Annotated in this window: 7 protein-coding genes and 2 riboswitches; of the genes, 1 reads left to right on the forward strand and 6 read right to left on the reverse strand. The window is 67.2% G+C overall.

What is annotated here, in order from left to right:
* Positions 1 to 140: 140 nt before the first annotated feature.
* The 6 genes from AB0L57_RS03940 to prpD all read right to left on the reverse strand — a co-directional run bounded on the left by AB0L57_RS03940 (position 141) and on the right by prpD (position 11,128).
* Complete coding sequence (locus tag AB0L57_RS03940) at positions 141 to 1,142, reverse strand: methylenetetrahydrofolate reductase (RefSeq protein ID WP_364957283.1); 1,002 nt, start codon at positions 1,140 to 1,142, stop codon at positions 141 to 143.
* Between the two features lie 68 nt (positions 1,143 to 1,210).
* Positions 1,211 to 3,475, reverse strand: coding sequence for a 5-methyltetrahydropteroyltriglutamate--homocysteine S-methyltransferase (gene metE, locus AB0L57_RS03945; RefSeq protein ID WP_364956661.1), 2,265 nt, complete (start codon positions 3,473 to 3,475; stop codon positions 1,211 to 1,213).
* 135 nt (positions 3,476 to 3,610) lie between these two features.
* Positions 3,611 to 3,844, reverse strand: a riboswitch (cobalamin riboswitch).
* Positions 3,845 to 4,048: 204 nt separating this feature from the next.
* Positions 4,049 to 7,441: a pyruvate carboxylase gene (locus AB0L57_RS03950; RefSeq protein WP_364956663.1), complete on the reverse strand. Its 3,393-nt coding sequence runs from the start codon at positions 7,439 to 7,441 to the stop codon at positions 4,049 to 4,051.
* Between the two features lie 146 nt (positions 7,442 to 7,587).
* On the reverse strand, positions 7,588 to 8,712 hold the full coding sequence (locus tag AB0L57_RS03955; protein ID WP_364956666.1) for a bifunctional 2-methylcitrate synthase/citrate synthase: 1,125 nt from the start codon (positions 8,710 to 8,712) through the stop codon (positions 7,588 to 7,590).
* Complete coding sequence (gene prpB, locus AB0L57_RS03960; RefSeq protein ID WP_364956669.1) at positions 8,712 to 9,626, reverse strand: methylisocitrate lyase; 915 nt, start codon at positions 9,624 to 9,626, stop codon at positions 8,712 to 8,714. Before prpB ends, AB0L57_RS03955 begins: the two co-directional genes overlap by 1 nt.
* Entirely contained in the window at positions 9,626 to 11,128 is a 1,503-nt protein-coding gene (gene prpD, locus AB0L57_RS03965) for a 2-methylcitrate dehydratase PrpD (protein ID WP_364956672.1), read from the reverse strand. The genes prpB and prpD overlap by 1 nt, the downstream gene beginning before the upstream one ends.
* A 152-nt stretch (positions 11,129 to 11,280) precedes the next feature.
* Here prpD and AB0L57_RS03970 point away from each other — a divergent pair, with 152 nt between their 5' ends.
* The gene (locus AB0L57_RS03970; RefSeq protein WP_364956675.1) at positions 11,281 to 12,717 is read left to right on the forward strand and encodes a short-chain fatty acyl-CoA regulator family protein; all 1,437 of its coding nucleotides are present in this window, start codon (positions 11,281 to 11,283) and stop codon (positions 12,715 to 12,717) included.
* Between the two features lie 53 nt (positions 12,718 to 12,770).
* Positions 12,771 to 12,862: riboswitch (TPP riboswitch) on the forward strand.
* Positions 12,863 to 12,897: the final 35 nt, after the last annotated feature.

Genomic DNA, 12,897 nt, shown 5'->3' on the forward strand with positions numbered 1-12,897 from the left:
CGGAACTGCCGTCTTCGGCGGCACCTCGACCGTGACATCCGCGCCCTGCCCGATGCCGGTCGCCTCCTGATCGAGAGGCGACCGGCGTCCGGTCCCGATCACCGTGGCTCCGGCCGTGCGGCCGGACATGTGCCGTGCCGTCAGGCGCTCAATGGGGCGGCGCGCACGCCGTAGCCCAGATTCGTCAGCACCTCTGTCGTGGCCTTCGCGAAGTTGAGGGTGACGAAGTGCAGGCACGGCGCACCCTCGTCGATCAGCCGCTGTGCCATCTCGGTGGCGATGTCGATGCCGACCGCGCGCACCGCGGCCCGATTCTCCTCCGGTCCGTCACCGGCCGCCCGGCGCAGACGTTCGTGGACCGTCGCCGGCAGCTCGCGGCCGGACAATTCGACCGCCCGCCGGACGGTGCGCAACGACGTGATCGGCATCAGCTCGGGAATGATCGGCTTCGCCCCCTCGACCGGGTCGTGTTCGAGCACGCGATCACGCAGGCGCAGATAATGTTCCACGTCGAAGAACATCTGGGTGATCGAATAGTCCGCTCCGGCACGTAATTTGGCCGCCAGGTGCGCAGTGTCGGTGGCCAGATCCGGGGACCGGTGATGGCCCTGCGGAAACGACGCCACTCCCACGTTGAAATCGCCGAGATCGCGCACGATCCGCACGAGCTCGTCGGCGTACTGCACCCCCGCGGGGTGCCTGCGCCATTCACCGAGGGGATCCCCCGGCGGGTCGCCCCGCAGGACGAGCATGTTGCGTATCCCGCAGTCGGCGTAAGCACCCACCAGCGCCCGCAGTTCGGCGATGCTGTGGCCGACCGCCGTCAGATGCGCCACCGGCAGCAAGGTGGTCTGCTGGGCCAGATCCCCGGTCAGGCGCGCGGTGCGATCCTTGGTCGACCCGCCCGCGCCGTAGGTCATCGACACGAATGCCGGATGCATGCGTTCGAACTGACGCACCGCGCGCCACAGCCGCGCCTCACCGGCGGCGTCGCGGGGCGGATTGAACTCCACGGAGAACGGCACCCGCATCGCGGCGGAATGAGCGTGCAGGCTTTGAACCACCGACCTGGCGCCGGACACCGGAGTGGGCCGGACAGCGGGACCGGGCGCGGAATGTTCCGGCATCGGATTGGAGTACATGTTCACCTCGGGACTAGGAATGACGGCCGGGGGTGCCGGGCCCGCCATCGCGGTCCCGGCACCGTTCGTCAGCGCAGTGCGGCAGCCGCTGCCACCAGGTTGCGCAGCGACTCGGCGACCTCCTCGGTGCCGCGGGTCTTGAGACCACAGTCCGGATTCACCCAGAGCCGTTCGGCCGGAACGGCCTTCAACGCCAGCTCCAGCGAGCTCCGGACCTCCTCCGGACCGGGCACCCGGGGCGAGTGGATGTCGTAGACGCCCGGTCCCACACCCAGGTCGAAGCCCGCGGCATTCAGGTCGTCGAGCACCTCCATATGCGAGCGTGCCGCCTCGATCGAGGTGACATCGGCGTCCAATCCCGCGATGGCGCCGATGATCTCGCCGAATTCCGAATAGCACAGGTGAGTGTGGATCTGCGTCTCGTCGGCGACACCGGCTGTCGACAGCCGGAACGCGCCGACCGCCCACTCGAGATACGCGGCCTGATCGGCGCGACGCAGCGGCAACAATTCCCGCAGCGCGGGCTCGTCCACCTGGATGACGCCGATCCCGGCCGCCTCCAGATCCACCGTCTCGTCCCGGATGGCCAGCGCGATCTGACGCGCGGTGTCGGCCAGCGGCTGATCGTCACGGATGTAGGACCATGCCAGGATCGTCACCGGACCGGTCAGCATCCCCTTGACCGGCTTGCTGGTCAGGGACTGCGCGTACGTGCTCCACTCGACCGTCATGGCCGCCGGTCGCGTGACGTCGCCGAACAGGATCGGCGGGCGCACACAGCGAGTGCCGTAGGACTGCACCCAGCCGTTCGCGGTCGCGGCGAATCCACCCAGCTGCTCGGCGAAGTACTGGACCATGTCGTTGCGTTCCGGCTCACCGTGCACCAGCACGTCCAAGCCGATCTCCTCTTGCAGCGCAATGACTTCGGCGATCTCGGCGCGCATGCGGCTGTCGTACTCGGCGCGGTCGATCCGGCCGCGGGTGAGCTCGGCGCGGGCGATCCGGATGCGGCCGGTCTGCGGAAACGACCCGATCGTGGTGGTGGGCAGCAGCGGCAACTTCAGTCGTCGCTGTTGAAGCACCCGCCGCTCGTCGGCCGAGGTTCGCTGTGCCGCATCGGAGTCCAGGGCGGCCGAGCGATCGCGCACCGACTCGATGCGCAGGCGCGGATCGGCGCGGCGGTCCGCGACGGCGGTGCGCGCGATCTCCAACTGCTCGGCGACCGTGTCCGCACCGTCGTACAGGGCGGAGGCCAGCAGCCGGACCTCGGCGATCTTCTCCGTGCCGAAGGCGAGCCAACTGCGCAGACGCGGCTCCAGTCCGGTTTCGGGCTCGAGGCTGTAGGGCGAATGCAACAGCGAGCAGGAGCTCGACACCGCCACCGTGGCCCCGGCAGCGCGCAGTTCCCGCAGCCTGGGCAGCGCCGCGTCCGGGTCGATGCGCCAGACGTTGTAACCGTTCACGATGCCCGCGACGACCACTGTGTCACGCAGCTCCCCCGCGGCTGCCACGTCGGCGTCGCCACCGGCGACCAGGTCGACAGCGATGCCCTCGACACCGGAGTCGGCGAGCACGGGCAGCGCCGCGCCCAGGCGGCCGAAGTAGGAGGCCACCAGAATCGATGGCCGCGCGGCCGACTCGGCCAACCGCTTGTAAGCGGTGTGCACCACTGCCAGCTCGGCCTCGGTGAGATCGGTGACCAGCGACGGTTCGTCGAGCTGCACCCATCGCGCACCGGCCTCGGCGAACAGGGCGAGCAGCTGTTCGTAGAGCGGAAGCAGATCGGGCAGCCGCTCGAGCAGTTCGCTGCCGTCCACGGACTTGGCCAGTTTCAAGAAGGTGATCGGACCGACAACCACCGGCCGGGCCGGAACCCCCAGTGCGAGCGCCTCTTTCAACTCCGCGAGGGGCTTGTCGGGATGCAGCGAGAACTCGGTCGCGGCCGAGATCTCCGGTACGAGGTAGTGGTAGTTGGTATCGAACCACTTGGTCATCTCGAGCGGTGCGACGTCCGCGGTGCCACGCGCGGCCGCGAAATAGCGATCGAGCTCATCGGCGACGCCCTGCACTCGTTCGGGCAGCGCGCCCAGCAGCACGGCGGTGTCGAGCACGTGGTCGTAGTACGAGAACGTTCCCACCGGAATGGAATCCAGGCCGGCGTCGCGGACCGCGGTGAGCTGATCGACACGCAGCTCCTGGGCCACTTCGTGCAATTGCGCGGCCTCGATGCGGCCTGCCCAGTACGACTCGATCGCGCGCTTCAGTTCGCGATTCGGGCCGATCCGCGGCAGACCCAGCACAGTGGCGGTGAACGTGTTTTCAGGGTTCGACATCGATGAGCTCCATGGTCAGCAGCCGATGACCGCCGCCCATCCGGAGCACACGCTGAGGGAGCCCAAGAAGCATCATCCCGTGCCCGGGTCCACTCGGCGTAGCGCCCGATCCACGAGGCGACGACCGCCGGATACGGCGTATCCGGCACAACGGGCAGGTCTTCGGACTCGTGGGCGCCACCCGAGAGGGGCGACCCCGGCTGTTCGTGCCGGGGCTGGACCTACCGGCCGTCGCTTCCCAGGCATCAGTACGTGTGCCCAGTGCGAATGACGGCTGTCGTTCCCACTCACCGCTGCGGGACAGTCCCGGAGTTCCACCGAGTTCCCTCTCACCCGGTGTCCGCGCGAACGCGAGACCGGGCTTCGACGCCGTCGGATGGATCAGGGGCTCCTCGACTCCACCTCCGGCGAACCAGCTGCGGAAGCAAATATAGCGAATCGGACTGTCGTCCCGATAGGCGGCAGGCACATCTCATCAGGTGGACACCCGCGAACCCACGGATTCGGATGCGGATCCCCCTGGCAGCGTGGTGCTCGCAGACCCGGCGGCGCGGGCCGGCGAGCACCACGGGGTCAGGACAGGGTCATCAGGAGATCCCCGCCATCGACCTGCTGGATGGAACCGATGGCGATGCGGTCGACGACACCGGCGCGCTGAGCGGTGATCGCGGCCTCCATCTTCATCGCCTCGATGGTCGCCACGGTATCGCCCGCTTCGACCCGGTCACCCACCGCGGCCGCCACGGTCACCACGCCCGAGAACGGGGCGGCGATGTGCCCGGTGTTGCCGAGGTCGGCCTTCTCCGCCAGCGGGATCTGGTCCGCGATCGACCGGTCCCGGACCGCGACCTGCCGCAGCTGGCCATTGAGCAGGCACAGAACCGTACGGATGCCTTTCTCGTCCGGTTCGGAGATGGCTTCGAGGCGGATCAGCAAGACCACGCCCGGCTCGAGCTGTACCCGATGCTCCTCGTCGTGGCGCAGACCGTAGAAGAACTGATTCGCCGACAGGGCCGAGATGTCGCCGTATTTCTCACGGTGGGTGCGGAATTCGGCGGCCGGTCCGGGAAACAGCAGCCGGTTGAGCGCGGCTCGCCGCTCGGTGGACGAGCTGTTCAATTCTCGCTCGTCGTCGGCGGTGAGCGCGACCTCCGGCCGGGCCGGGCCACGTCCGGTCAGGGCCCGCGTCCGGAAGGGCTCCGGCCACCCGCCGGCCGGAGTACCCAATTCGCCACGCAGGAAGCCCACCACGGAATCGGGAACATCGAAACGTGCCGGGTCCTCGGCGAATTCGTCGACCTCCACGCCCTTGCCGACGAGCGCGAGCGCGAGATCACCGACGACCTTGGACGATGGTGTCACCTTGACCAGGCGGCCCAGCAGCCGATCCGCGGCGGCGTAGTTCGCCTCCACATCCTCGAACCGGTCGCCCAGTCCCAACGCGATGGCCTGCTGGCGCAGATTCGACAGCTGACCACCCGGAATCTCGTGGTGGTAGACCCGGCCGGTCGGAGAGGTCAGGCCCGACGCGGCAACATCGAACGGGGCGTAGACCTTGCGCAGCGCCTCCCAGTACGGCTCGAGGTCGCAGACATTCTGCAGGTTCAGCCCGGTGTCGTGCGGCGAATGTGCCGCGGCGGCAACGATCGCCGAGAGTGCGGGCTGGCTCGTCGTGCCCGCCATGGGAGCACTCGCGCCGTCCACCGCGTCGGCGCCGGCCTGCCACGCGGCCAGGTAGGTGGCCAGCTGTCCGCCGGGTGTGTCGTGGGTGTGCACGTGCACCGGGAGGTCGAACTCGCGGCGCAGCGCGCTCACCAGGGTGTGCGCGGCGGGAGGTCGCAACAGCCCGGCCATGTCCTTGATCGCGAGTACATGGGCCCCGGCCTCGACGATCTGTTCGGCGAGCTTCAGGTAGTAGTCGAGGGTGTAGAGATCCTCGCCCGGGTCCGACAGATCGCCGGTATAGGACACCGCGACTTCCGCCAGCGTCGTTCCGGTCTCGCGTACGGCGTCGATGGCCGGGCGCATCTGGTCGACGTTGTTGAGCGCGTCGAAGATCCGGAAGATGTCGATGCCGGTGGCCGCGGCCTCGGAAACGAAGGCGCGCGTGACCTTTTCGGGGTAGGGCGTGTAGCCGACGGTGTTGCGCCCGCGCAGCAGCATCTGCAGGTTGATGTTGGGGATCGCCTCCCGCAGCGCCGCCAGTCGTTCCCACGGATCCTCGTAGAGGAACCGCAGCGCCACATCGTAGGTCGCGCCGCCCCAGCATTCGACGGACAACAGCTCGGGGGTCATCCGTGCCACATGCCCGGCGACCGTGAGCAGACCGCTGGTGCGCACCCGCGTCGCCAGCAGCGACTGATGCGCGTCGCGGAAGGTGGTCTCGGTGACCGCGAGTTCCTTGCGCTCGCGCAGCCAGCGCGCGAATCCCTCCGGCCCGCGTTCCCGCAGCAGTTGACGGGTTCCCGGCGGCGGCGGGGCCGACAGGTCGATATCGGGCAGCTTGTCGTGCGGATACACCGCCGTCGGGCGCGCGCCGTGCGGTGTGTTGACGGTGACGTCGGCGAGGTAGTCGAGGATCTTGGAGGCCCGGTCGGCGGAGGCGTGCCGGGTGAGCAGTTCGGGGCGTTCGTCGATGAAAGAGGTCGTGATCCGGCCGGACCGGAAGGCGGGATCGTCCAGAACCGCCTGCAGGAAGGGAATATTGGTCGCCAGGCCCCGGATGCGGAACTCGGTGACCGCGCGCCGGGCACGGGCGATGGCGGCCGGGAAGTCACGGCCGCGGCACGTGAGTTTCACCAGCATGGAGTCGAAGTAGGCGCCCACCTCGGCGCCGACGTTCGCTCCGCCGTCGAGACGCACGCCCGCGCCGCCGGGCGACCGATAGCCGGTGATGCGGCCGGTGTCGGGCCGGAACCCGTCGGCCGGATCCTCGGTGGTGATGCGGCACTGCAGGGCCGCGCCGCGGATGGTGATCGAGTCCTGGGTCAGGCCGAGATCGGCCAGCGTCTGCCCCGAGGCGATCCGCAGCTGCGCCTGGACCAGGTCGACATCGGTGATCTCCTCGGTCACCGTGTGCTCCACCTGGATACGCGGATTCATCTCGATGAAGACGTGGTTGCCGCGTTCGTCGAGGAGGAACTCCACGGTTCCCGCACAGCTGTAGCCGATCTGCCGGGCGAAGGCGACCGCGTCGGCGCAAATCCGTTCCCGCAGTTCCGGTTCCAGATTGGGCGCGGGCGCGAGTTCGATCACCTTCTGGTGCCGGCGCTGCAGCGAGCAGTCGCGCTCGAAGAGGTGGATGACGTTACCCTGCTGGTCAGCGAGGATCTGCACCTCGATGTGGCGGGGGTTGATCACCGCCTGCTCCAGGAAGACAGTGGGGTCGCCGAAGGCCGATTCGGCCTCGCGGGAGGCGGCCTCGATGGCCTCACGCAGCTGCGCCCGGTCCGCGACCCGCCGCATCCCCCGGCCACCGCCGCCCGCTACGGCTTTGACGAACACCGGGAAGTCCATCGTCTCCGCGGCGGACAGCAGTTCGTCCACGACGGCCGACGGCCGGCTGGACTTCAGCACCGGCAGGCCGGCAGCCTTGGCGGCCGCGATCGCGCGCGCCTTGTTGCCGGTCAGCTCCAGCACTTGCGCCGAGGGCCCGATGAAGGTGATGTCCGCCGCGGTGCAGGCAGCGGCAAGATCCGGATTCTCGGACAGGAATCCGTAACCCGGATAGACCGCGTCGGCCCCGGCTTGCCGTGCGGCAGCGATGATTTCCCCGACGGACAGATACGCGCGTACCGGATGCCCGACCTCACCGATCTGGTAGGACTCGTCAGCTTTGAGCCGATGTGGTGAATTCCGGTCTTCGTATGGGAAAACCGCAACGGTATTCGCGCCGAGCTCGTAGGCGGCGCGGAACGCGCGGATGGCGATCTCGCCGCGGTTGGCCACCAGGACTTTCGAGAACATGGAGTGGTCTACCTCATTGATTCGGGGAATCGGTGACGGGATGCGCACCGACGAGGAGGACGGCCCGCACCGGTGAGTGCGGGCCGTCGGGAGGGTCGCGCCGGGCTGTCAGACGGTGTCTTCCGGGTCTGCCGGCCCTGACACCGTCAGGCGACGACCGAACGTTGCGGCACACCCACGTACTCGCTGAGCGGCCGGATCAGCGCATTGGACTCGCCCTGTTCGATGATGTGCGCGGTCCACCCGGTGATCCTGCTCATCACGAAGATCGGGGTGAACACGTCGATATCGAAGCCGAGCAGGTAATAGGCCGGGCCCGTGGGGAAGTCGAGATTCGGCTTGATACCGGTCGCCTCGTTCATGGTGCGCTCGAGGATCTCGTACATCTCGACCCACTTCTGCCCGCCGGTGGTCGCGGCGATGTCGAGGAACGCCTTCTTCATCGTCGGCACCCGGGAATCACCGTTCTTGTAGACCCGGTGGCCGAAGCCCATGACCTTGTCCTTGTTGGCCAGCTTGTTCCGCAGCCACTGCTCGGCCAGGGCGGGATCGTCGATCTCGAGCATGTCCCGCATGACGGCCTCGTTCGCGCCGCCGTGCAGCGGTCCCTTGAGCGCACCGATGGCGGCGGTGACGGCACTGTAGATGTCGGACAGTGTCGAGGTGACCACACGCGCGGCGAAGGTGGAGGCATTGAAGCTGTGCTCGGCGTACAGGATCAGCGAGACCTCGAACGCCTTCACCAGTTCCGGTGCCGGCACCTTCCCGAAGCACATGTTCAGGAAGTTCTCCGCGTACCCCATGTGCGAATGCGGGGCGATGGGCTCGAGTCCGTGGCGACGCCGGTGATCGGCGGCGACGATGGTCGGCAGCACGGCCAGCATGCGCAGCGACTTGGCGCGGTTGGCCTTCGCCGAATTGTCGTCCTCCGCCGGATCTTCGGCGCCCAGATAGCTGATCGCGGTCCGCACCACATCCATCGGGTGGCAGCTGTCGGGCATCTTCGCGATCAGCGACAGCAGTGATCGATCGGCGCGGCGGGAGGCACGCTCCTGCTGCAGGAATTGCCCGAACTGGGCGTCGTCGGGCAGCTCACCGTGCCACAGCAGGTAGGCGACCTGTTCGAAGCTGCAGTGCTCGGCCAGGTCCTGCACGGCGTACCCACGGTAGGTCAGCGAGTTCGTTTCCGGCACCACCTTCGAAATCGCGGTGGTGTCGACGACGACACCGGCCAGACCCTTGTAGATGGTGGGAGTCACGGTCTCCGTCATCACTGGTTCCTTCCCAGAGTGAAATTGAAGATGTCGGAATCGAATTCGTTGTAACGCTCGTACTGCAGCAACTCGTACAGGCGGCTGCGGTGCTGCATGCGATCGAGCAGTCCGGCTTGGGTGCCCGTCTCGTAGATCTCGCGCAGACCGGTTTCGGCCGCCCACATCGCCAGCCGCAGCGTGGATACCGGATAGATCACCGCGTTGTAGCCGATGGATTCCAGCGTCTGCGCGGGCACCAGTTCGGATTTACCGAACTCGGTCATGTTGGCCAGCAACGGAATCGACACCGCAGCACGGAACTTCTCGAAATCCGCGACCGTGTAGAGCGCTTCGGTGAAGATCAGATCCGCGCCCGCCTCGGCATATGCCTGCGCCCGTTCGATCGCGGCATCGATTCCCTCGATACCCGCCGCGTCGGTGCGCGCGCAGATCACGAAATTCGGATCACGCCGGGCCGAGACCGCGGCGCGCAGGCGGCGCACCATCTCGTCGGCGGGCACGACCGCCTTTCCGTCGAGATGTCCGCACCGCTTCGGATTGACCTGGTCCTCGAGGTGCAGCCCGGCGATCCCGGCGTCCTCGAGCAGCGTCACGGTGCGCGCCGCGCTCATCGGTTCACCGAAACCGGTGTCGGCGTCGATGAGCACCGGCAGATCGGTGACCCGCGCGATCTGGCGGCCCCGCTCGGTGACCTCGGTCAAGGTGGTCAGGCCGATGTCCGGCAACGCCAGATCCGCCGAGACCACCGCCCCCGAGACATACACTCCTTCGAAGCCGATCTCCTGAATCAGCTTGGCCACCAACGGATTGAAAGCACCAGGAATGCGCTGGATGCGATCCGAGTTCAAGCCGGCGCGGAAGGCTACGCGCTTGTCCGCGGCAGAGCTGTCGGCTGCCAGTAGTCCGGTCATCAGAACAGTCCCTTCGGCGACTTGGGCGCGCGGGCGAGCACATCCGCCGAGACGGTGAAAGTGAGCTCCGACAGTTCGGCGGCGGACAGCTCGCCCGCGCGCTGGACCACTTCGAGGAAGCGGTCCTGCTCGGCGGGTTCGATCACACCCTCGGCGAGGGTGCGGAACTTGGCGATGTACTGGTCGCGGGCGAACGGCCGCGCGCCCAGCGGATGCGCGTCGGCGACGGCGAGTTCGTCGACGATGACTTCGCCGCTCTTGAGCGTGACCTCGGCGCGGGCGCCGAAGGCCTTCTCATTCGGATCGGTGGAGTGGTAGCGGCGCGTCCACTCCGGATCCTCGGCGGTGGAGATCTTGTTCCACAGCTCGATGGTGTCCGGGCGCTGGGCCCGCTCGGGCGCGTAGGAACGCTCGTGGTGCCAGGTACCGTCCTGCAGCGCGACCGCGAAGATGTACATGATCGAGTGGTCGAGGGTTTCCCGGGAAGCCTTCGGATCGAACTTCTGCGGGTCGTTCGAGCCGGTGCCGATCACATAGTGGGTGTGGTGGCTGGTGTGCAGCACGATCGAGGCGATCTGATCCAGGTCGCCGATCTGCTCGCGCAGGCGGAACGCGAGATCGATCGGCGCCTGGCTCTGGTACTCGGCCGAGTGTTCCTTGGTGTAGGTGTCGAGGATGCCGCGCTTGGGCTCACCCGGACCGGGCAGTGGCACCGAGTACTCGGCCGTCGGGCCGCCGAGCAGCCAGGCGATCACGCCGTCCTCGCCCTCCCAGATCGGCGACGGGGCACCCTCGCCGCGCATGGCCCGGTCGACGGCCTCGACGGCCATCTTCCCGGCGAACGCGGGCGCGTAGGCCTTCCAGCTGGAGATCTCACCCTTACGGGACTGCCGGGTGGCGGTCGTGGTGTGCAGGGCCTGGCCGATGGCCTGATAGATGGTCTCGGTGTTCAGGCCGAGCAGCGTGCCGATACCGGCCGCGGCCGACGGGCCCAGGTGCGCGACATGGTCGATCTTGTGCTCGTGCAGGCAGATCGCGCGCACCAGATCGACCTGGATCTCGTACCCGGTGGCCAGACCGCGGATCAGGTCCCGGCCGTTACGCCCGGCGTGCTGAGCGACCGCCAGGATGGACGGAATGTTGTCACCGGGGTGGGAATACTCCGCGGCGAGGAAGGTGTCGTGGAAGTCCAGTTCGCGCACCGCGACTCCATTGGCGAATGCCGCCCACTCCGGCGAATAGCGGCCGTCGACACCGAAGACGGTCGCACCGGGCTGATATGGATGGGTGAGCGCCTGCGCGCGGGCATTGGACACCGGGCGACGAACCAGCGACGCGGCGGCGACCGCCGCGTTGTCGATGATTCGGTTGACGATCATCTCCTCCGTCTCCGGCGCGACCTCCACCGGATCGGTGGCAACTTCGGCGATCCGCCACGCGAGGTGTTCCTCACGGGGGAACACCTCAGCGGAACGGTGCGTACGGACGAGATGGTTCTTCACAATCACAGACCTCCGAGACCGGGTTTATTCGCTTGATTCGCACGCTACCGACGCAACGGCCGGGCCGAAATACCACACAGTTGCCTAATTTTGCGGAAGCGATTCAGCAAATCTGCAAAAGTTGTGTAAATGCGGAGTGCTACATTTCGGACATGCAGAAGATGTACGTGGGAGGACGTCTGCGGACGCTGCGTGAGCAGCGCGAGCTCTCTCAGACCGGACTCGCGAAGGCGCTGGGGTTATCGGTGAGCTACATCAACCAGCTCGAAAACGATCAGCGCCCGCTCACCGTGCCGGTGCTGATGCGGCTGAATACGACGTTCGATCTGGAGATGGGTTTTTTCGCCCAGGACACCGATGCGCGACTGCTCGCCGATCTGCAGGAGGTGTTCGCCGAGGATCCCGACGCGTCGACGGTGTCGGTGAGCGAACTCGACGATCTGGTCTCACGCGCGCCGGTCGCGGCACGACTGCTCGTCGGCATGCACCGCCGCCTGCGCGGAGCCACCGAACAGCTCGAGCAATTCGCGGCCGGCATCGACAGCTCGGCGTTCGACCCCACGACGGTGATGCCCTACGAAGACGTTCGCGACTTCTTCTACGACCAGCGCAATCACATCCCCGCTCTCGACGAGGCGGCCGAAGAACTGTTCGATCGCCGGCAGTTCTCGCTCGGTGGCCTGGATCTGCAACTGGCACGGTTGTTGCGCGACGAACACGATGTCACCGTCCGGATCCGCACCGACCAGCCCGGCACGCACGGACCCAAACGCGTCTACGACTCCCAGTCCCGCACAATCACACTCGCGCGTCGTCTGCAACCGGGACAGCGCGCATTCCAGCTCGCCACACAACTGGCCTACCTGACCCAGAACGCCACGATCGAGAACATCATCGCCCGCGCGGATTCGCTGCCGACCGAATCCCGCGGGCTGCTGCGCATCGGTCTCGCGAACTACTTCGCCGGGGCACTCATCCTGCCGTACAGGCAATTTCGTGACTCGGCGGAGAGTCTGCACTACGACATCGGTCTGCTCTCCACAAAATTCGAGGTCGGATTCGAAACCGTATGCCATCGCCTGTCGACCCTGCAGCGGCCCGGCAGCCGGGGCGTCCCCTTCATCTTCGTGCGCACCGACCGCGCCGGAAACATCTCGAAACGTCAGTCCGCCACCGCATTCCACTTCTCCCGGGTCGGCGGCAGCTGCCCGCTGTGGGTGGTCCACGAGGCGTTCGCCACCCCAGGGCGCATCCGTACCCAGATCGCCGAGATGCCCGACGGGCGCAGGTATCTGTGGCTGGCGCGCACCACCGACGAGAGCGCGCCCGGCTACCTGTCCCCCACCCGGGAATTCGCCATCGGACTGGGCTGCGATCTGGCGTTCGCCGAGAAGCTCGTCTACTCACACGGTCTGCCGATTCACGACGACAGTTCGGCGGTTCCGATCGGCGCCGGATGCAAGATCTGCGAACGGCCCGACTGCGCCCAGCGCGCGTTCCCGCAACTGGGACGGCCCATCCGCGTCGACGAGAATCGCGCGGCCACGATCCCCTACACGCCCGACGACCGCCCAGCGCATGACCGGTGATCGCATGCACCGGTGGCAGGGGTCAGGGCCACAGCGTTCGATAGGGTGATCCTGGACTCGACACGGGGTGCCGGAAATGGCTGAGAGAAGACCCGTCGAACCTGATCTCGATCATGCGAGCGAAGGGATGCCGAGCAGGAGCGGAACTCTGGTCCCATGCTGCCGCGCAACTCTTCCACA

Source organism: Nocardia sp. NPDC052254, from assembly GCF_040679495.1.
Taxonomy (GTDB): Bacteria; Actinomycetota; Actinomycetes; order Mycobacteriales; family Mycobacteriaceae; genus Nocardia.